At 40.3% G+C, this 20,806-nt stretch carries 20 protein-coding genes, 2 pseudogenes and 1 other annotated feature; of the genes and pseudogenes, 5 read left to right on the top strand and 17 right to left on the bottom strand.

The genetic code is table 11. From position 1 onward, the window contains the following. Positions 1–17: 17 nt before the first annotated feature. From ACKP2L_RS02575 to ACKP2L_RS02565, 3 genes are all read right to left on the bottom strand, one after another. Entirely contained in the window at positions 18–977 is a 960-nt protein-coding gene (locus tag ACKP2L_RS02575) for a LacI family DNA-binding transcriptional regulator (RefSeq protein WP_439425819.1), read from the bottom strand. Between the two features lie 74 nt (positions 978–1,051). Then, a complete protein-coding gene (gene gtfA, locus ACKP2L_RS02570) occupies positions 1,052–2,530 on the bottom strand; it encodes a sucrose phosphorylase (RefSeq protein WP_439425818.1) in 1,479 nt (492 codons plus the stop codon). A gap of 18 nt (positions 2,531–2,548) precedes the next feature. Continuing rightward, a complete protein-coding gene (locus ACKP2L_RS02565; protein WP_439425817.1) occupies positions 2,549–3,772 on the bottom strand; it encodes an MFS transporter in 1,224 nt (407 codons plus the stop codon). Between the two features lie 183 nt (positions 3,773–3,955). Here ACKP2L_RS02565 and ACKP2L_RS02560 point away from each other — a divergent pair, with 183 nt between their 5' ends. The 5 genes and pseudogenes from ACKP2L_RS02560 (at position 3,956) to ACKP2L_RS02540 (ending at position 8,662) form a co-directional block, all read left to right on the top strand. Further along, entirely contained in the window at positions 3,956–4,921 is a 966-nt protein-coding gene (locus ACKP2L_RS02560) for a LacI family DNA-binding transcriptional regulator (protein ID WP_439425816.1), read from the top strand. Between the two features lie 63 nt (positions 4,922–4,984). Next, positions 4,985–5,227 (top strand) — a binding site (T-box leader). A 39-nt stretch (positions 5,228–5,266) separates the two neighbouring features. Beyond that, positions 5,267–6,038 (top strand): annotated as a pseudogene (locus ACKP2L_RS02555) (acetoin reductase). Between the two features lie 13 nt (positions 6,039–6,051). After that, positions 6,052–7,113 (top strand): methionine ABC transporter ATP-binding protein, encoded by a 1,062-nt coding sequence (locus tag ACKP2L_RS02550; RefSeq protein WP_439425815.1) that lies wholly within the window; start codon positions 6,052–6,054, stop codon positions 7,111–7,113. Between the two features lie 74 nt (positions 7,114–7,187). Further along, positions 7,188–7,787 (top strand): methionine ABC transporter permease, encoded by a 600-nt coding sequence (locus ACKP2L_RS02545; protein ID WP_439425814.1) that lies wholly within the window; start codon positions 7,188–7,190, stop codon positions 7,785–7,787. 17 nt (positions 7,788–7,804) lie between these two features. Continuing rightward, entirely contained in the window at positions 7,805–8,662 is an 858-nt protein-coding gene (locus ACKP2L_RS02540; protein ID WP_439425813.1) for a MetQ/NlpA family ABC transporter substrate-binding protein, read from the top strand. 45 nt (positions 8,663–8,707) lie between these two features. On the opposite strand, the pseudogene ACKP2L_RS02535 reads toward ACKP2L_RS02540, so the two are convergent. The 14 genes and pseudogenes from ACKP2L_RS02535 to pstB (ACKP2L_RS02470) all read right to left on the bottom strand — a co-directional run. Next, positions 8,708–10,606, bottom strand: a pseudogene (locus ACKP2L_RS02535) (AAA family ATPase); the annotation flags it as partial. 251 nt (positions 10,607–10,857) lie between these two features. Further along, entirely contained in the window at positions 10,858–11,082 is a 225-nt protein-coding gene (locus ACKP2L_RS02530) for a transcriptional regulator (RefSeq protein WP_439425812.1), read from the bottom strand. A 102-nt stretch (positions 11,083–11,184) separates the two neighbouring features. Beyond that, on the bottom strand, positions 11,185–11,787 hold the full coding sequence (locus ACKP2L_RS02525; protein WP_439425811.1) for an ATP-dependent Clp protease proteolytic subunit: 603 nt from the start codon (positions 11,785–11,787) through the stop codon (positions 11,185–11,187). 57 nt (positions 11,788–11,844) lie between these two features. Continuing rightward, a complete protein-coding gene (gene whiA, locus ACKP2L_RS02520; RefSeq protein WP_439425810.1) occupies positions 11,845–12,798 on the bottom strand; it encodes a DNA-binding protein WhiA in 954 nt (317 codons plus the stop codon). Then, positions 12,798–13,775: a gluconeogenesis factor YvcK family protein gene (locus ACKP2L_RS02515; protein WP_439425809.1), complete on the bottom strand. Its 978-nt coding sequence runs from the start codon at positions 13,773–13,775 to the stop codon at positions 12,798–12,800. The genes whiA and ACKP2L_RS02515 overlap by 1 nt, the downstream gene beginning before the upstream one ends. Beyond that, positions 13,772–14,206 (bottom strand): RapZ C-terminal domain-containing protein, encoded by a 435-nt coding sequence (locus tag ACKP2L_RS02510; RefSeq protein ID WP_439425808.1) that lies wholly within the window; start codon positions 14,204–14,206, stop codon positions 13,772–13,774. The genes ACKP2L_RS02515 and ACKP2L_RS02510 overlap by 4 nt, the downstream gene beginning before the upstream one ends. Positions 14,207–14,221: 15 nt before the next feature. Continuing rightward, positions 14,222–15,163, bottom strand: coding sequence for a thioredoxin-disulfide reductase (gene trxB / locus ACKP2L_RS02505; protein WP_439425807.1), 942 nt, complete (start codon positions 15,161–15,163; stop codon positions 14,222–14,224). Positions 15,164–15,265: 102 nt separating this feature from the next. Continuing rightward, positions 15,266–16,141: a UTP--glucose-1-phosphate uridylyltransferase GalU gene (galU, locus tag ACKP2L_RS02500; RefSeq protein WP_439425806.1), complete on the bottom strand. Its 876-nt coding sequence runs from the start codon at positions 16,139–16,141 to the stop codon at positions 15,266–15,268. 4 nt (positions 16,142–16,145) lie between these two features. Further along, a complete protein-coding gene (locus ACKP2L_RS02495; RefSeq protein ID WP_439425805.1) occupies positions 16,146–17,180 on the bottom strand; it encodes an NAD(P)H-dependent glycerol-3-phosphate dehydrogenase in 1,035 nt (344 codons plus the stop codon). Next, positions 17,161–18,117 carry an HPr(Ser) kinase/phosphatase gene (gene hprK / locus ACKP2L_RS02490; RefSeq protein ID WP_439425804.1) on the bottom strand — a complete coding sequence of 319 codons (957 nt, stop codon included), beginning with the start codon at positions 18,115–18,117 and terminating at the stop codon, positions 17,161–17,163. Before hprK ends, ACKP2L_RS02495 begins: the two co-directional genes overlap by 20 nt. Next, entirely contained in the window at positions 18,118–18,459 is a 342-nt protein-coding gene (locus tag ACKP2L_RS02485; protein ID WP_439425803.1) for a phage holin family protein, read from the bottom strand. Between the two features lie 9 nt (positions 18,460–18,468). Next, entirely contained in the window at positions 18,469–19,155 is a 687-nt protein-coding gene (phoU, locus tag ACKP2L_RS02480) for a phosphate signaling complex protein PhoU (protein ID WP_439425802.1), read from the bottom strand. Positions 19,156–19,178: 23 nt separating this feature from the next. Then, positions 19,179–19,940: a phosphate ABC transporter ATP-binding protein PstB gene (pstB, locus tag ACKP2L_RS02475; protein ID WP_439425801.1), complete on the bottom strand. Its 762-nt coding sequence runs from the start codon at positions 19,938–19,940 to the stop codon at positions 19,179–19,181. Continuing rightward, on the bottom strand, positions 19,940–20,806 hold the full coding sequence (gene pstB / locus ACKP2L_RS02470; protein WP_439425800.1) for a phosphate ABC transporter ATP-binding protein PstB: 867 nt from the start codon (positions 20,804–20,806) through the stop codon (positions 19,940–19,942). Before pstB (ACKP2L_RS02470) ends, pstB (ACKP2L_RS02475) begins: the two co-directional genes overlap by 1 nt.

Genomic DNA, 20,806 nt, shown 5'->3' with positions numbered 1-20,806 from the left:
GTATTCCTGATGGGTTTTTACTTATCTTTCAGACCCGGCCAAAAAGCTACCGGTAAGATCGTCGAAACTGCTTGTTTATTCGGGTCATCGATCTGTTGAAGCAGCGTAGATACTAAGACCTCGGCGATTTTTTCGATCGGCTGGATAACAGTCGGCAACTGTGGAGCGATCTCTCTGATAACCCGGCTGCCGTCATAGCCGGTAATAAAAAAATCTTTGTTTAGAATCGAACCATTTTTTTGGAAAATAGCAGCGATTTTTAAAGCTGATATATCATTACTTGCGATCACACCGTCGTAAGGGCCTGGAAAAACTTTTTCTAGCTCTATTTCGTTACTATCAAGAGGATCAAAAGAAACGTTATTTTTTGTAAAAAAATCTATCGCCGCCTGCAGACGATCCAAAGTTGGTGAAACGGATGTATCCTCATCTACCAACACAGCGATCTTTTCGGCTTTGTTTTTAAATAGAAACTGAGCTGCTAATTTCCCTCCTTGATAATTATCAGCTGAAACGACCGGTATATCTTTGGCTAAATGGCGATCAAAAGAAACGATCGGGGCTGAGATCCTTTGATACTCTTTGACCTGTAAGTTATGAGAGCCAGAAATAATACCGTCTACCTGATTAGCCATCAGCATTCCTAAATAATCATGCTCGATCTGCTCATTTTCCGCAGCAGAAGCAATAATGACTTTATACCCTTTCATAAAAAGCTTAGATTCTAAATTTTGAACTAGCTCGGCAAAAAAAGGATTGGTCAAATTAGGAAATATCAAACCAATAAATTTTGATGATTTGCCCTGCATGGCTCTTGCCAAAGCATTGGGATGATAATTTAAGGTTTCCATCGCTTGGTGCACCTTATTTATTGTTTTTTGACTCAGCGGGCCATAGTGATTGATTACACGAGAAACTGTTGCTGTCGATACTCCCGCTAATTTTGCGACATCGTCTAATTTTGGAACTCTAGACACTATTCTTTTCCTCCTTAAATGGCCAAAGAAAAACCCGGCTCTACGATCCGGGGATTTTAAATAAGCAAATTAAATTATAACTCACGAGTATCTGCAACTGTTTCGTTCATGATAATTTTATCGTTAGCAGTTATTTTAAAAGTTTTGTCCAGAGCATCAGCTTCCAAAATGGCAACATTTTTGCCGGCCTGGTCTTTTCTGACAATTTTAATGGTCGTGTCGCTTGGAGTCTGTACGTCAATGCTGCCATCAAGGTCAAATGCAGCAAAGTCATTGCGCCAAGCAAGCATTTGAAGTAATTTTGCCACGACTGGACGCTTAACTTCTCCTGCTACCTCTTGTGCTGTGTAATAGTGACGATTTATATTTCGGCCTTCCTTTGTTTTTTCGAGAAGTTCGATATCATTTGAACCAGCGAGCAAACCAACGTAATAGATCATCGGAATACCCGGCGCAAAAATTTGAAAGGCTCTGCTAAGCAAATAGGCTTTATCATCATTCCCTAGAGCAGAATAATAAGTGGAATTTATCTGATAAATATCAAGGTTGTTATAGCTGGCCGAAGAATAAGTCTTTTTAACATTGGCACCAACTTTATAAAGCTCTTCGGAAGCAAAATCTATTTCCTGATCAGTTAAAATATCGCGCGCGTCTACAACTCCGATCCCATCATGAGTATCTAAGGTCGTAAATTGTTTCATAGGCGACATTTTCAACCATTTTGCTAATCGATTGGTCTTGCCTGAATAAAGAGTGTAAAGAGTTGTCATCGGCAAAGCAAAATCATATATAAAGAAATCATGCTGCGATATTTTTTGCGGTATCGTGTAGTGCTCATGGATCTCTGGCAGGATTTCAGCTTTTAAAGGCGTTAAGATATCTCTGATTTGATTAAGCAAGTCCCAAATTTCAGGTTCAACAAAAAAATCATTGGTATCTATTTTTTTGATCGCATAAGCGAAAGCATCAAGTCTGATCAAGTCGGCGCCGTGCTTGACCATGTTTTCCAAGGTTTCTTTAAAAAACTTTTGGGCAGCTGCGCTTTTAACATTTATGTCTATTTGTTCATCACCGAAAGTGTTCCAAAGATGTTCTTTTTTTCCATCAGCGAAGTCTATTTCCTGGATCGGAGCTCGGTCTTTACGCTTGTAGATCAAATCGATATCAGCCTGAGTAGGTCTTTTCTGACCAGCTTCTTGCCAAAACTTCTCCCAACGGATGAAAAAATCCTTGTATTCTGATCGATCATGTTTTTCTTTAAAATCTTGGTACATGATTGATTCGCGAGAAATATGATTGATCATAAAGTCAAACATCAAATAGTATTTTTCTCCAAGTGATTCAACATCGTTCCAATCACCAAAAGAACTGTCGACTCTTGTGTAATCGGATGGTGCAAATCCGCGATCGCCAGTAGATGGGAAAAAAGGCAGCAGGTGCACTCCGCCAATAGATTTACCAATATATTGGTCGAGGATCTGATGCAATTCCTTGATGTTTTTGCCTAATGAATCGGCATAAGTTATAAGCATTGCTTTATTTTTGATCGGCATGATTTTCTCCTTAAAAAATTAAATAGTTTCCGGACTTTGTTTCTGCTGCTTGCTCCTGGCCACTCTGAAAATGAATATCGTCAAAAATATCATCAAAATGATCAAGCCATAGATCGGAAAGGGAGCTGCTAACGAGAGTCCTTTATCAGGCTGTCCCAATAACAAATTAAACAATTTGGCACAGCTTGGCGACAAAAAAGCGCCAAGATTAAAACCTATCAGAATAAAAGAAGTGGCCAGCGGCAGTTTTTTGGCTGGTACCAGCGACGGCAGCATATTAAAAATAAATGGCGATACCAATTGCAAAGGAAAACCAACGAGCAGCAGACCGATGATCAAGATTACGAAATTGTTTCCAGCCAGACCAAACAAAAAATTAGAAACAGCCATCAAACCAAGACCAAGATAGATGGTTGAAAAACCAAGATATTTTTTAATCGTTCCATAAAAAATACCGCCCAAAGTCGCTCCAATGAGCATTGCTGAAAGAAACATCGAAGATCCAGTAAAAGATCCTCCAAGCATAGAAACAGCTAAGCCGGAAAAACGATTTTCCATACCTACGAAATCGACCACTAGAATAAAAGCGAAAATAACGAGAACGTAGACCATGGGACTGATCTTTTCAACTTCAAAATCGTTTTTTGCGCTCGCAGGTCGATCCAAGGCTGCTGGTTTTTTAACAGCATTTTCCTCTGGAACACGCCAATAAAAAAGTATCAGTATCGCAAAAGATAAAAAGTAGACCAGAAAAGAAGCGTGCCAATCAACAGATAACAAGGCGCCCGCGACAAGCAAAGTGAAAGCTTGACCGATCTGTTCGGCAGCTGCACGCCAGCCAAGCATCGATGAACGTTCGTGATTCTGATACCAAGCCGATATCATCGAAATAGCCTGTGAATTATACAGTCCCAGACCAGCTCCCAAAAAGAACCTGGAAATAAGGATGATCAAATAGTCGTTGGTAAAAAAAGGAACGATACCAGTAAATCCAGTAATAAAAAGCCCCGTCATAATGACCTTCTTTTCCGTTAAGTGAAAATAAGATGCTATAAACGGAGACAATATAACAAAAAACATAACTGCAAATGATGGTGTAGTTGCCAAATATTCGGACTGGGTCTGTGTGATATTTAAGGCACTTTTCATCTGCGGAAGAGCTCCCTGAATAGCATATGCACTGGTAAGCATAAAAGAAACAGACAGAAAGGCTATTTTGGTAAGGATTGAATGTTTGCTCATCTGGTTTTTTACTCTCTTAAAGTAACAATTCGTGTATATTCAAATCAAAGAACTGTTGTTAATAAGATAACATGAAAAAGAATTATTATCAAACGTTGTACAGTAACTAAACCAACTATTTTGTGAAAACAATATCAAATTGTCCGAAAATTGTTAAAATATGACAATAGAGGTTTAAAACAAATGACAGTAAAGCTTCAAGATGTTGCAAAGCGCGCCGGAGTAACCGTAACGACCGTTTCCAGGGTCCTAAATGATTTTCCTCACGTTTCTAAAAAGACGCATGACAAATTTTTAAAAGCAGTAAATGATCTGCACTACCACCCGAATGCGTTAGCCAGATCATTACAAGGAAAATCTTCTAAATTTATCGGTTTGATCTTTCCAACGATTTCAAATCCATTTTTCTCGGAATTAGTCAACAGCTTGGAACAAAAACTTTCAGGCAAAGGCTACAAAATAATCATCGCCAGTTCAGCCGCCAACACCGAAGCTGAGCGTCGCTACCTAGAAATGCTCGATGGAAATATGGTCGAGGGGATCATTACCGGATCTCACAATTTGGGCATCAGAGAATACGAACAAGTAAATATGCCGATCGTTTCATTCGATAGATTTCTTTCAGACAAAATACCGATCATATCTTCTGATAATTTAAAGGGCGGCCAGCTGGCGGCTGAATATCTTTTGAAAAAAGGGTCAAAAAACATCGCTATCATAACCGACAACGATCAATCTAAATCCCCCACTATCTTAAGATCGATCGGAGCATCCAATACCATAAAAAAAGCCGGGGCAAAGTACCAAATTTTTGATTATCCTGATCTCCAATTCAGCGAACAAACAAAATACGAAATTTTCAAAAAAATATTCAAAGATAATGATTTTGACGGCATTTTCGCTAATAACGATACGACAGCTCTGCTAGCAAAAAAAGCTTTCAAAGAAAATGATCAAAAGATACCAAATATGATCGGTTATGATGGTACGACTTTCTTCAGAAGATATTTAGACGACTTTGCAACGATCGTCCAGCCGATCGATACTATTTCCGACTATCTAATTGAATTTCTTTTCAAAAGGATGGCAGATCCCAAAAGAGAATTTTCAAAAATGCCTTTGATACCGGTAAAACTTTATCAAGGATAAAATATTAAGTTGACAAAAAGTAAGAAAGTGGATAGGCTTGAAAGCAATCGATAAATATTAAATCTAAACAAGTCGATTCGGAAAGTAAACTAACGGGTTTTCTCAGAGAGCTGGAGATGGTGTGAACCGGCAAAAACATCGTTTAGTTGAAAATGGCCGATGATTGGCTGGTGCGAATCTTTAGGAAAAGCATCAGACGGAGTGGCTCGCGTTATAGAGCACGCCATTTTTAAAAAAGATGGTTGCAAAGCTTATTTAGGCAACTAAATAAGAAATCAGAATGGTAACGCGAAATTCGCTTCTGTATACAAATACAGGAGCGTTTTTTTATTTTAAGGAGAAAAAATGACAAAGTTAGCAATAGTAACTGGCGCCGGCCAAGGTATCGGACAAGCGATCGCATATCGTTTAGCAAAAGACGGTTATACGATCGCCGTTGCTGATATCAACGAAAAAACAGCAAAGAAGACAACTGAAAAGCTGCTATCTTCAGGATACGAAGCCAAAGAATATCAGTTGGATGTTGCCGATAGAAAATCTGTATTTGATTTAGTCCAACGATCAGTTAAAGAGCTTGGGCCTCTATCAGCTTTTATCAATAATGCTGGAATCGCATTCATCGAACCTTTTGTGAAATCAAAGCCGGAGCAGATCGATCGTCTGCTTGATGTCAATTTGAAGGGTACTTATTGGGGCATTCAAGCTGCTGCTCTGCAATTTCAAAAACAAGGTCATGGCGGCCGGATCGTGAACGCAGCGTCATTGGCCGGTGTAGAAGCATCAGCTTTGCAAAGCGCTTATTCAGCCTCCAAATTTGCGATCAGAGGTCTAACACAATCAGCTGCCAAAGAATTAGCAGCTGATCAAATAACAGTCAATGCTTATGATCCAGGGGTCGTCAGGACACCCTTGCGAGATGCTATCGACAAAAGAACTGCTGAAATAAAGCATATATCTGTCAAAGAGCAGCAAAAAAAACGTCCTGCAGGAAATAGCTTTAGGCAGAGAAGCTTTGCCTTCTGATGTCGCTGAAGTAGTTGCTTGGTTCGTTTCTGATGCAGCTAAATACATTACCGGACAATCGCTTTTGGTTGACGGCGGAATGAGATTCAATTGATAAAGGACAAAAAATGGCGCAGGAAAATATTATCGATCTCAAAAAGGTCAGCGTGTCCTTTCAAGAAAGCAAACGAGAGATAAAGGCGATCCGAGAGGTCGATCTGCAAATAAATCAAGGCGAGATATTCGGTGTGATCGGATATTCAGGTGCAGGTAAAAGCACTTTGGTACGAGTAATTAATCGCTTGCAAAAAATAAATTCCGGCGAAGCAAATATTTTAGGAAAAAATATCAGTGATCTTCCCCAAAAAGAATTACTGAATTTAAGAAAAAAAATAGGTATGATATTCCAGCATTTCAACCTTTTTCCCTCGAGAACAGTTTTAAATAATATCGAATATCCTCTTCTAAGCAGTAAAATATCAAAAAAAGATCGTCGAGAAAAAGCGGAAGAATTATTAAAATTAGTAGGTTTGGCAGAATATGCCGGTTCATACCCGGATCAATTATCAGGCGGTCAAAAACAAAGAGTTGCCATTGCCAGAGCCCTAGCTAATGATCCAGAAATATTGATCAGCGATGAAGCTACAAGCGCCCTGGATCCAGAAAACACCCAATCGATTTTGCAATTATTAAAAGATCTCAACGAAAAATTAGGATTAACGATCGTTTTGATAACTCACGAAATGAATGTAATAAAAGCCATCTGTCAAAGAGTAGCCGTAATGGATCAAGGCAGAATAGTCGAACAAGGCCATGTCGCAGAAATTTTTTCCGAACCCCGATCTAAGGTAAGCAAAAAATTTATTGAAAGATCTTCAGAAATAAAAAGTTTTATATCGAAATTAAAGCATGATCCAATCATTAAAACCCTGAAAAAAGAAGATAAAATTTTTCAATTGACCTTTAAAGGCAAATCAGCAACAACGGATCTGATGTACCAATTAGCTATTAATTTTCATCTGCATACCAATATATTATTTGGTTCGATCGAACGAATAAATAATGCCGCCATCGGCTATTTGGTAGTAATTATTTCTGGAGAAAATAATACGACCGATCAAGCTTTGAATTTTCTAAAGGAAAACGGCGTTCTCAGCCGGAAGATACATTTCAAGGAGGCAAGTGAATAGTGATTGAAAAATTTTTTCCAAATCTCATAGCTATTTGGCCGCAGTTTCTTCAAGCGATTTGGGAAACGATATATATGACATTTTTTTCATCAATAATCGCCGGAATTTTAGGATTAGCTACCGGCATCGTACTGATAATTACTCAAAAAGGCGGGATCAGCGAAGACAGTTTCATATACAATATCGTCGATAAAATCGTAAACGTGCTTCGCTCTATTCCGTTTATCATCCTCTTAGCGGTTATCGCTCCTCTAACAAGATTTTTAGTCGGTACGATAGTCGGTACAACAGCTGCTTTAGTCCCTTTAATAATTGGTATATTTCCGTTTTACGCGCGTCAAGTACAAAATGCATTAGAACAGATAGATCCAGAAGTTGTCGAAGCTGCACAAGCAATGGGATCTAGCAGCCGCGAGATAATTTTCAGAGTTTATCTGAGAGAAGGCCTGCCTGATATCATCAGAGCATCAGTGCTGACGATCATCAGCCTAATAGGTCTTACAACGATGGCTGGTGCGATCGGTTCCGGTGGTCTAGGAGATATTGCTATCACAGTCGGTTACAATCGTTTCCAAAATGATGTCACTTTCGCAGCTATGATAGTCATCTTGATAATGGTCTTCTTGATACAAGTAATCGGTGATTGGTTAGCCAGAAAAACAGTTCATATGTAAAAGAAAGGAACAAAACCATGAAATTAAGAAACTTATACATTAGTTTGGCCGTACTGATAATAATAATTGCCGCTGCTTTTGGCATCCATGCATTAAATGGCTCTTCAACAAAAAACAGCAGCGAGACGATAACTATCGGATCGATGGGATCAGATTATGACATTTGGCAGCACATAGCCAAAAGCAGTCAGGCAAAACGATTAGGTTTGAAAATAAAGGTACGGCAGGTAAGCGATGGTGTTCAACTAAATAACGCTACTGCAGAAAATAACATCGATGTCAATGCTTTTCAATCCTACGATTATTTAGCAGCCTACGATCACGATCATAAAGGGCATTCGCTTATCGCGTTGGGCACAACTTACTTAGAACCGCTCGGTATTTACTCAAATTCATATAAAAAAATCAGCGACATCCCGGATGGTGCTACGATCGCAATAGCCAACAACCCGGCTAATACTTCGAGGGGACTCCTTCTTTTGCAAGCTGCTGGATTGATCAAACTTAAAAATGGTTTCGATACGCTTGGAAATACAAATGACATAATTTCTAATCCCAAACATTTGAAATTCAGAGAAATCGACGATACGACCGGTCCGCGTGTCCTTCATTCAGTTGATGCGGTTTTGATTTCAAATACCGTGGCCCTTGAAGGACATTTGAATGTTTTGAAAGATTCTATTTTCCACGAAAAAATCAATCAAAGTACTCGAGGAAATATAAACGTTCTGGCAACTGCTTACAAAAATCGCAACGATCAGAATTATAAGAAATTAGTCGGTCTTTATCATCAAAAGTCGATCAGAAAATGGGTCGAAAATAAATACAACGGAACCAAAGTGGATGTACAAAAACCGGTTTCCTATTTAAGATAAAAAAACTCTCCTCTTAAAATAAGAGAAGAGTTTTTTACTGTTCATTTAATTATTATCTTGATCGATGACTATCGTGCCGTCTTTCATATCAGCTCTTAATTTTTTAACATCTAGATGGTCGAGATAGAAGTCGGTTACTTTATCGCGAATCTGCTGTTCGATAACGCGGCGCAATGGACGCGCTCCGAGAGCTTGGTCGTATCCCTGTTCGATCAAATACTGCTTTGCTTGCGGGCTGACTTTCAAGCTGATACCTTTTTTGCCAAGTGTTTGATTGACCTCTGTCAGCATCAAATCAACGATTTGGCCAAGATCCTCTTTGCTCAAGTGATTGAACTCAACGATAGCATTGAAGCGGTTGAGAAATTCAGGCCTGAAATATGGTTCCAATCTTTCGATCAATTTCTTGCCTTGACCTGCTTTTTCAGCTTCTTCGCTGCCGAACCCGGCATTAGAAGTAGCGATCACAACGGTGTTTTTGAAATTAACAACATTGCCTTGACCATCGGTCAAACGGCCATCATCCAAAACTTGAAGCAATAAAGTGATGACCTGTGGATTTGCTTTTTCGATCTCATCGAGCAAGACGATCGAATAAGGATTACGTCTTACTTTTTCAGTCAAAGTATTTGAATTATCCTCATAACCAACGTAACCTGCCGAGGTCCCGATCAATTTAGAAACGGCGGTCAAATCAGAATATTCAGACATATCCAGACGAATGATCGCATCCTTAGAGCCAAACATATCTAACGCTAATTGCTTGGCTAATTCAGTTTTTCCAACACCGGTCGGACCAACGAAGAGAAAACTTCCGATAGGACGATTGCCTTCATCAAAACCGGCCCGATTTCTTCTGACAGCCCGTGCAACAGCTGCGACCGCTTCATCTTGGCCAATAACTTTGCCCTTCAAGCGACCAGCGATGCCTTTTAATCTTTGAATATCGCTTGCCCCCATCTTTGAAACTGGGATACCGGTTAATCTTTCAACTGATTGTGCAATATCATTAGGTGTCGCTGCGACTTCATTGTTATCTTGACCGTCAGAAACTTTCTTTAAATCTGCCTGGATCTGCTCCACTTTTTTCTTCGCTTTTGCCGCAGCCTCATAATCCTCTTTTTCAACAGCGTTTTCCTGTTGAGAACGAGCATCTTTTAAACTGTTTTCTAAACTAACTTTATCAGTGACCGGATGCTGAGCTGACAAATGTGCCGCTGTCATATCGACCAGATCGATCGCCTTATCAGGCAAAGCACGCTGTGGAATATATTGGACTGAATAATCAACGGCCGCTTTCAAAGTTTCATCAGGAAACTTTACGTGATGATGTTTTTCATACAAGGAACGAACACCTTTTAAGATAGCTAATGTATCTTCTGGGCTTGGTGCGTTAACGGTAACGGGATTGAATCGGCGTGCTAAAGCAGCATTCTTAAGAATCGTATTACGATACTCGTCTTGAGTGGTTGCTCCTATCACAGATATTTCTCCGCGACTCAAAGCGGGCTTCAAAATATCAGCCATACCTTTAGACCCTGACTCCTCGCCGGTAGTACCTGCACCAAGAATTTGGTGGATCTCATCAAAGAAAAGAATTATTTTACCTGATTTCTTAACTTCAGAAATCAGATTCTGGATATTTTGTTCAAAACTTCCGCGATACTGCGTGCCTGCTTCCAAAGAAGATATATCGATCGAATAGATCTCCTTGCCCTTGATAGCAGCTGGTACGTTTCCTTCGACGATCGCTTGAGCTAATCCTTCAACAACAGCTGTTTTTCCAACACCGGCATCCCCAACCAGCACCGGATTATTTTTAGTCCTGCGGCTTAAGATCTCCGCTGTTTCTTGAATTTCTTTGTTGCGGCCGATGACCGGATCCAATTTGTGCTGACGAGCTTCTTCAGTCAAATTACGTCCTAATTTATCCAAAATGCCGCCTTTTTTAATTTGCGACCCATGATTAGTGGATGATTGACTATTTGCATCCAAATCTTGAAATTTTCCATTTATAGGCAGTTTGCCTGTCCGCCTATATTCAGCAAATTCCTCAGGACTCACTTGGCGTCCATTGATAAGATAACGGGATTCAGAATTCAAACCATTCATTCTTCCCATTAAATTATTGAATATGTCATCCATAGAATTGAAAGGATCATTGTTAAAATAGTCTTCTGCCATTTTATTCCTCCTTAATCTTCTAAATAGTTGGTTTCGAGATCTTTTAAAACTTCCCACATGGTCGACTCAGTAGCTCTGGCCAACGCCTGCAGGTCTCTCAAATTAAGACTGGTAGCATCTGATTGAGGCTTATTAAAAGATTTATGGATAGTCGTATATCCGTATCCGCCAGCTTTGGCCACTTGATAAATCGTCAAATGGTGGTCGCTAAGATACGCTTTAATATCTATTTCCATAGAAACCTCCTCAACTGATATTATATCACATATGTGTTATATTTTACATTTGTGATATAAAAAGTTTAAGAAAAAAGACCCTATCCAAGGATCCCTTTAAAATTACTTCTTATCTTGCTGTTTTTTGCTATTTACTAAAATCTTGTCTATCAAACCATAGTCCAAGGTCTCTTGAGCATCCATCCAATGATCTCTTTCAGTATCTTTTTGAATCTGTTCAAGTTTCTGACCGGAATTATCAGCCAAGATCTGGTTCAACTTGCGGCGTGTCTTCAATAACTGGTCAGCAATTATCGACATATCAGTTTGTTGAGTTCCGGCATTTGCACCACCCATCGGCTGATGGATCAAGTATTCAGCGTTAGGCAGCATAAAACGCTTGCCCTTAGTACCGGAAGAAGCAATGATGGTCGCCATCGATGCAGCCATTCCCATGACGATAGTCTGAATATCTGATTTAATGAAATTCATCGTATCCACGATGGCCAGACCAGCAGTAACAGATCCTCCTGGTGAATTTATATACATGTAAATATCTTTTGACGAATCTTGAGCATCCAAGAAAAGCAATTGTGCAACAACACTAGTTGACATCTGATCCTCAACTTCGCCTTGGACCAAAACGATTCGGTCCTTAAGCAGACGGCTGGGAAGATCGTAACTTTCTCGACCGTTTGCGGTTTGTTCTATGACTCCAGGCCACATATAATGATGCCTCCTTAACTTTGAATAACTACAGTATAATTCAATGGTCAGTAAAGGTCAAACTTTTTCTTGATCCGGATCCTGATTTTCAAATGCGATCTCCATCAGTTTTCGCATCCGATGATTTATTCCAGATTTAGTTAATTTTTGATCATCGATCATGTCCGCGAGATCGGAAAGACCCGCATCAGGGTTAGCTAAACGCAGCCGAGCCACTGTTTTTAATTTTTCCGGTAATTTATCAAGCAGACCCTTTCGCTCTAATAATTTCAAAGATTCGATCTGTTTTTGAGCAGCGCGGGTAAGCCGAGTCACGTTTGCATTGTCAGCATTTGCCAACCGATTAGCCGAGTTGCGCATGTCAGACATTATCCGTGAATCTTCGAATTCCAACATAGCTGAAGTTGCCCCGATAACTGACAAAAAACGGGAAATATGCTCACTTGATTTAATATACACCATTCTTTTGTTACGACGATCAGTCGTTTTGGCATCTAAAGCAAAAAACTTGCGGTTCATCATTCTGGAGAGCTGTTCGATGAGGAACTTGTTGGAAGCAGCTATTTCTAAATGATAATCCTTAGTTACAGGGTCGTTCATAGAACCGGCCGACAAAAAAGCTGCCCGCATGAATGCCCGCTGCTGATCTCGATATCTTAAAAAAGAACTAGGAACTGGACTTTGGCCGGAAAATGGGAATATTTCCAGATCGTTAAGGATCCTTTCGCTATTGTCAGAAACAAAAAGACTATAGCTATGCAGATTTTTAAAATTTTTATTAGTACTTTTTTCAATGTTCGTTTCGATATCGCTGTGATAGGTAGTCGAAATCAAAATATAAATACGTCGCGCGCTGGCAGGGTTCTGTGTTTGGATCTCGATCCTGTTGCCAGACCTGCTGAATTGGAACAGTCCGTTCAAACGCAAAAAAACCGATAATTCCGACTTTGCAGTCCGCGAATCGATCGGTAAAATGGATAATTCTTTTTTTAATTTTTGCGTAAAGGTCATTAAATTTTGCCATCAAGGATATTAAGCAGTTTTTCTGTTATCTTTTTGCCATCGTGAAAGGCTCCTTGGTCCTGTAAACGAAGAAAATCACCAGTGATCGGCTTGACACCAAGCTCTAAATCATTTTCAGTATCAACTTTTACCTGAGTAGATATCTCGTCCCACTTTTGAAAATCAATATAATCTTCCGGAACAAGTGCGGTATTGGTTAAAACATAATCAATGATACCCGGGCATACATTGCGATAGATAGCCTTTATATGGCTGGCATCAGTATAATGATCCGTTTCGCCTTTTTGCGTCATGATATTAGCGATGAAAACCTTCTTCGCCTTGCTTGCTTTAACAGCTTTCCCGACTGCTGGAATGACTAAATTGGGCAAGATCGAGGTATACAAGGATCCAGGCCCGAAAACGATCATATCGGCATTATTTATCGCTAAGAGTACCTCAGAAGCAGGTACAGGTACTTGCCCTTTTTCCGTGGAAATCGATAATTTTTGGATCGACTTATGGGCAAAAGTAATCTCGTGTTCGCCGTTAATACTGCTGCCGTCAGAAAAATCGGCATGCAAAACCAGCGGAACGTTTGCAACCGGATAAACTTTCCCCGAAATCATCAAATAGCGGCCGAGTTTTTGAACAGCTCCAAAAATGTCTCCGGACATCTCTGTCATGGCAGCGATTATGAGATTACCCAAAGCATGATTTTTAAAAAATTCATCAGAAGAATCAAACCGGTATTGAAAAATCTTCAAAAAATCATCAGGCAGAAGAGACAAAGAAACAAGGGCATTTCGAATATCTCCAGGCGGTACGATGTTCATAAAATTCCTTAAAACACCTGATGAACCGCCATCATCAGCAACAGTTACAACGGCAGTCACCTCAACATTACAATCGCGCAAAGGCCGCAAAATAACCGGCAGACCCGAGCCGCCGCCGATAACGACGACATTTCTTTTCTTTTCGCTCATGCTTCTCTCTCCTCTTGTTTTACCCGCTCGATTTCTTTTTGCAAAGATTTCTCCAAATCACGATGCTGGATTTCAACTTGATAACCGGATTTTTTTAGATCACTGCCTAAACGGCGCGCAAAAGCAACTGAGCGGTGTTGACCACCGGTGCAGCCAAAAGCGATCGTGATGATCGACTCGATATCACCGCCCTTATCCTCTTTTTTCTTGGCTAAAGGTAAAATAAAATCAGTGGTTTTTTTGAAGTCTTGATAAAACTCCTCTGCACCGGGAACCGACATTACATAATCAAAAACTTTCTTATCTAAGCCGCTCATAGTGCGCATTCCTGGTTCCCAATACGGGTTGTCCAAAAAACGCAGATCAAAAACGATCGAGGCTTTTGGCATCAGCTGATATTTATATCCGAAAGAAATAACTTTGATTTTCATACTGTATCGATTATATCAAGCTTTTACCGACTGGTCCGAAAGACTTTGAATATAGTCGAAAAGTAATTTTCCAGCAACCGCACCATCACCAGTAGCAGAAGCTATTTGGCGAATAGAATCTTTACGAACGTCGCCGATCGCGTAAATTCCGGGAATTGCTGTTTGCATATTTTCATCAGTCAATACCCATCCTTTATCATCTAAAATACCAAGATTTTCCAATCCTTTAGTATTTGGATAAATGCCAACATAGATAAACAAACCGCTAGTCGGATAAATGGAAACTTCTCCATTCACGTTATCACGCAGTTTTATTGCTGTGACTTTTTCTTTATCGCCAATGACTTCTTGAGTATCCTTATTCCACAGAAAATGAACGTTATCAGCAGCAGCAGCTCTTTTTTGAAAAATTTGAGAAGCCTTTAACTTATTGCGACGATGCACGATCGTGACCTCTTTTGCCAAATTAGCCAAATAAAGTCCTTCTTCTAAAGCAGAATCACCGCCGCCGATCACTGTGACTTGTTCGTCTTTAAAAAAGGCACCATCACAAACAGCACAGTAGGAAACACCGCGTCCTGAATAGCCATCCTCTCCGGGGATGTTTAAATGGCGATGCTCAGCACCACTGGCAATAACGACGACCTTTGCCTGATAATCGCCGCTATCGGTAATGATCTTTTTTGTTTTACCTTGATCGATAACATCTTGGACTTCCGCAAAAGTATACTCGGCCCCGAATTGTGTTGAACTAGCATACATTTTTTCTGCCAGATCAGGTCCGAGAATAGAATCGAATCCAGGATAATTCTCCACCTCAGCTGTATTATTCATTTGCCCGCCATAAATACCCTTATCGATCATTAAAACCGACAAATTAGCACGGCTGGCATAAGTGGCAGCTGTCATGCCGGCAGGTCCAGCCCCAATAATCACAACATCATATTCCTGGGTCATTTTTTCTCCTTAATTACTTACTTCAAGTTAGTTTAACACAGCTTATTTATTGTATCAACGGTATTAAAAAACGCCCGAAAAAGGGCGATTAAATAAAAAATATCAAAGAGTCTTTGCTATTTTTTTGATATAAGATCTAAGTTCATCTTTAGTATCGGGATGTTTCAAACCAAATTCTATGTTAGTTTCCAAAAAACCGATTTTGGATCCTATATCATATCGTTTGCCGTTAAATTTATGGGCATAAACGTGTTCCTTATGGTTTAATGTCTCGATCGCATCAGTTAATTGGATCTCATTACCCTTGCCCGGTTCAGTATTTTCAAGTTCATCAAAGATAGTTGGTGTAAAAAGATAGCGGCCGATGATCGCCAAATCAGAAGGTGCATCCTGCGGACGAGGTTTTTCAACAAAATTACGCACTTCGTATAATCCGTCAGAAACTTCCTTATCAGGATCAATAACTCCATACTTAGAAGTATCTTCATGCGGGACCTCGGTAACAGCCAAAGTTGATTGCCCAGTCTGATTGAACCGATCGACCAGTTGTTTAGTCAAAGGAATTTTGTCAGTCATAAGGTCATCGCCCAGCATCACGACAAAAGGCTCGTCGCCAACGAAAGACTTTGCTTTCAAAACGGCATCGCCAAGACCGCGCGGATGCGATTGGCGAATGAAGTAAATATTGAGATCAGTCGTATCTTGAACTAGTTTTAATAATTTGTCTTTGCCTTTTGCTGAAAGGTTGTCTTCAAGCTCGGTATTAGAATCAAAATGATCTTCAATAGAACGCTTTGATTTTCCGTCTACGATCAATATGTCTTCTATTCCAGAATTTATGGCTTCCTCGACAATAAATTGAATCGTCGGAGTGTCGACGATCGGTAACATTTCCTTAGCTAATGCCTTAGTGGCAGGCAGAAAACGTGTGCCGAGGCCGGCAGCTGGGATAACAGCTTTTTTAACTTTTTTTTGCATTAAATTAATCCTCCGAATTAAGCGGCCGATTCATTAAATCAGCAACTACAGTATCTATTTTCGCATTTTCATAAAGAATTTTGTAGATACTTTGACTGATCGGCATTGAAATATTTTTTTTCAATGATAGATCAACGACCGCTTTTGCTGTATTGAATCCTTCAACGACCATCCCCATATCTTTTTCGATCTCATCAATATTCTTACCATCCGCAAGTTGCAAACCGGCCCTAAAATTTCGAGAATTGTTTGACATAGCAGTAACAATCAAATCACCAAGACCGGCCAAACCATCGAAAGTATCAGCTTTAGCACCTAACGAAACCCCCAAACGGCGCATTTCGGCCAGACCTCTGGTGATCAAAGCAGCCTGCGTATTATCAGTCATACCGAGTCCTTTAACGATCCCGCCGGCGATCGCTAAAACGTTTTTTAAAGCAGCAGCATATTCAGACCCGATCAAATCCCGATTGGTATAGACACGAAAAAAAGCATTGGAAAGAGCATTTTGGACTGACTTAACTTTTTCTTGGTCTGAACCGGCAACAGATACTAGAGTTATTGCTTTTTGAACGACTGATTCGGCATGTGATGGCCCGGAAATAAAAAATAAATCTTTTTCACTCAAAAAAGGAATCTCTTCAGCTATCATTTGGCTGATCCTTTTATTAGTACCGGCCTCTATGCCTTTGATCGCATGCCCAAAAATAAGCTGATCCGGGTCATCTAAAGATAATCGATCCAAACTTGCGTAAACTTTTTTAGCAACCTCGCGCAAGGCCTTTGTCGGAACGACCAATAGAATGATCTTTGCATCAGCGAGTACTTCTTTAAGATCAGTACTAGCTCTTAACTTGTCCGATAATTTTGCATCCTTTAAAAAACGGTGATTTTGATGATTATTATTAATATCATCAATATCATCTTTATCGCGGCCCCAGATCATGACTGAATTTTCGTTCAAAGCAAAAGTCGAAGCCAAAGCTGTCCCCCAAGAGCCAGCCCCGATAACAGCTATTTTATATGCCTTTGTGGTCATTGACTTCATTTTCCTTGATCAATTTATCTTGACGCTTCTCTAAAGTGGATAAGGCATCAAATCCCATTCTTTCGGTACGATACTTTAAAGCAGCAGCATCGATAACACTTGATGTGTTCCGGCCTGAGGTCACCGGTAATTCCATCCTAGGTATTTGGATGCCGAGGATACTTAAAACAGCCCCGGCATCGCCCAAACGATCAAAATCCTTAACTTTATCATTAGTTCTTTTTAAATCAATATTCAAAACGATCGTTGTATGATCTCTGATAGCCGCTGCACCATAAGTCTGCAAAACATCGATTATGCCAATACCGCGAACTTCCATCAAGTTGGTCAATACCTCAGCTGGAGCACCGACTAAACGCTGTTCATCCTCGGCATAAATATCAACTCTATCATCAGCGATCAAACGAGCTTTGCCTTGCTGGATAAGTTCTAAAGCAGCTTCGGTTTTTCCTATTCCCGGATCACCCGTCAAAAGAACACCAATACCATTTATATCGATCAAAACACCATGCAGACTTTTTCTCTCTGACAGTTGAGCACCGAGATAATAAGTCATATTAGATAATAAGCGCGACGAAGTCAGCGAACTGGTCAAAACAGGTATTTCACAACTTTTTGCCACATCTATCAGCTCACTGGGAATCTTTAAATCAGTTGAAATAACAAAAGCCGGTGTCATCGGACTAGCTAATTTTTTGAAAATAGTATATTTCTGTTCGGTAGACATCGTTTTAACGTATTCAGTCTCATTAACCCCTAATAATTGGACACGCCTAGGTTCGAAATAATCCAAAAAACCTGTTAATTGTAAACCGGGACGGGCAATATCCGGCACGGTGATGGGTCTATCTAAATGATCCTCCCCCCATGCCACTCTTAAAGCGGTATGATTGACTAAATCTTTAACTGTTACGATCCTATCTTCCATCTATCTGACCTCCAAGGTAGTTAACCAGCTTTGCGCCAAACTGAACAGCAAGCTCAAGAAAAACAAGGGCAAAACGCCATGAATAGTTATGCCGGTAACCAGATAATCGTCAATGGCTAAAACCAGCATATTGATAACTATACTAAATAAACCGAGTGTCAAAACAGTGATCGGCAGAGAAATAAGTTGAAGCAGCGGCTTTAAAAACGTGTTCAAAAGTGCTAAAACAATGGCAGCTACTAGGGCCGCTGTCCAATCTACTATCGTCAATCCAGCTGGGAAAATATAGTTAAAAATTATAAAAATCAAAGAATTGACGACTAATTTGTAAATAAAGCTCATTAAAACTCCTTAAATAAAACTCGAGGAACCGGGATTAAGTTCGATGATCTTGCCGCTGCGCTTATAGACAAGCCATTCCGCAATATCGGTAGCATGATCGGCCGTTCTTTTCAAATACCCAACGACGACCAAATAGTCAGCTCCCGTATCGATGGTGTCAACATCATCTTTCATAGATGTCAAAATATCCTTGCGTATGTTGGCGGACAAACGACCTACGTGGTCAGAATGAGAAGCTATCCTTTGTACATCGTCGATCGAATCCGAAACATAAGCATCCAGGGTCTCATCAACAGTCCTTGTTGCCATCAAGCCCATTTCCGAAATCTTTCTTTCTATATCCGGCATACGCCGATCACCGCTCTGCCGATGGTGGATCCTGATCGTTGATTGGGCGATATCGCGAGCATAATCACCCATTCTTTCAAGGACCGATACCGCTTTTAAAATAGTTACAACTTCGCGCAGATCCGTAGAAACCGGTTGATATAGAGCGATCATCTCAAAAGTCTTCTTCTCGATAGCTGCTTCACGCTCGTTTATTTCGTGGTCACGGTTGATTATTTCTTCTGAAGTTTTTGTATCGTGAGCCATAAAGGCCACAACCGCCTTATCAATAGTCCGGGAAACCATTCTTCCCATACTACGGAATTGCTCATCAAGGTCTTCCATTTCAATGTCAAAAATTCTGCTCATTTCTTTTCCTTTCGGATTCTTTTTTAGCCGAAACGTCCGCTGACATAATCTTGAGTTTCCTTTTCAACCGGATTAAGGAAAATGTCGCGCGTTTTACCGATCTCTACAAGCCTGCCTTCGTTAAAAAAGGCTGTCCGTTGGCTGATCCGGGCTGCTTGCTGCATATTGTGAGTAACGATTATCAAACAATAACGATCGCGTAGATTCAAAAGAGAGTTTTCCACTACCCGGCTAGAAATCGGGTCAAGGGCACTGGTAGGCTCATCTAATAAAAGAATGTCAGGCTTTGTCGCTAGCACTCTTGCAATACTGACACGCTGCTGCTGTCCGCCCGAAAGTCCTAAAGCGTTAGTATTCAAGCGGTCTTTGACCTCGTCCCACAAACCTGCCTGGCGTAAGGCTGTTTCAACTTCTTGATCGAGGACTCGTTTTGGAACTTTTTTACCAAGTCTAAGACCAAAAGCAACATTTTCATAGATGCTGAAAGGGAAAGGCGTCGGCTGTTGAAAAACCATGCCTATCCGTTTACGCAAATCAACTAGATCGAAACTATCAGAATAGATATCTTTGCCATGAAAAAGAAACTCTCCCTCCACTTTGACATTGGCAGTCATATCATGCATCCGATTTAAAGTACGCAAATATGTTGTTTTACCGGACCCAGACGGACCTATCAAAGCAGTGATACCATGACTGTAAAAATCCAAATCAATGTTATGCAAAGCTTCTTTCTTGCCGTAAAAAAGTTTTACATTTTTAGTTGTAAGTATCGCCTCTTCTGCCATTATCCAAAATTCCCCGAAACATAATCATCAGTTAATTTTACTTTCGGTCTAGTAAAAATTTTTCTTGTTAGATCATATTCTACGACATTGCCCAAATGAAAGAAGGCAGTATAGTCGCCGATCCGGGCTGCCTGCTGCATATTATGAGTAACTATGATGATCGTATATTTTTTCTTCAACTCGAGCATCGTTTCTTCGACCTGCATGGTCGAACGAGGGTCTAAAGCACTGGTCGGCTCATCCATCAAAAGAATATCCGGTTTCAAAGCTAAGGCCCTTGCAATAACTAATCGCTGTGCTTGACCGCCGGAAAGCTCCAGGGCTGATTTATTCAAATCATCTTTGACCTGGTCCCACAAAGCTGCCTGGCGCAAAGACGATTCAACTATTTCGTCTAACTCGGCTTTTTTATAATGCTTGCGCTGCGTTAAGGCAAAGGCAACGTTGTTATAAATCGACTTAGCAAAGGGGTTTGGCCTTTGAAAAACCATGCCTATATGACGACGCACTTCGTAAACATCAACTTGGGATGAATTCAAATCGAGACCGCGGTACATTATCTTGCCCTTAACATCAGCAATGCCGTCGTTCATCCTGTTCAAAGAACGCAGGAAAGTTGATTTGCCCGATCCGGATGCTCCGATCAAACTAGTTATTTTATAACGGACAAAGGATAAGCTCGTATCATTGAGCGCTTTATTATCACCATAATAAACAGAAACGTTATCAGTTTTTAAAGCTATCTCGTGACGAGCAGGATCAGGTTCGGAAATGTAGCTTTCGGGATTATCCAAAGTAATGATTTTTTTAAAATCAGACTCCAGCTTTGGTGCTTTTCTTCTATTTTTTCTAAAAGTTCTGGCCAT

The organism is Oenococcus alcoholitolerans, assembly GCF_051852995.1.
GTDB lineage: Bacteria > Bacillota > Bacilli > Lactobacillales > Lactobacillaceae > Oenococcus > Oenococcus alcoholitolerans.
The sequence above is the reverse complement of the archived record's forward strand: the minus strand, read 5'-3'. Positions and strand labels throughout refer to the sequence as shown.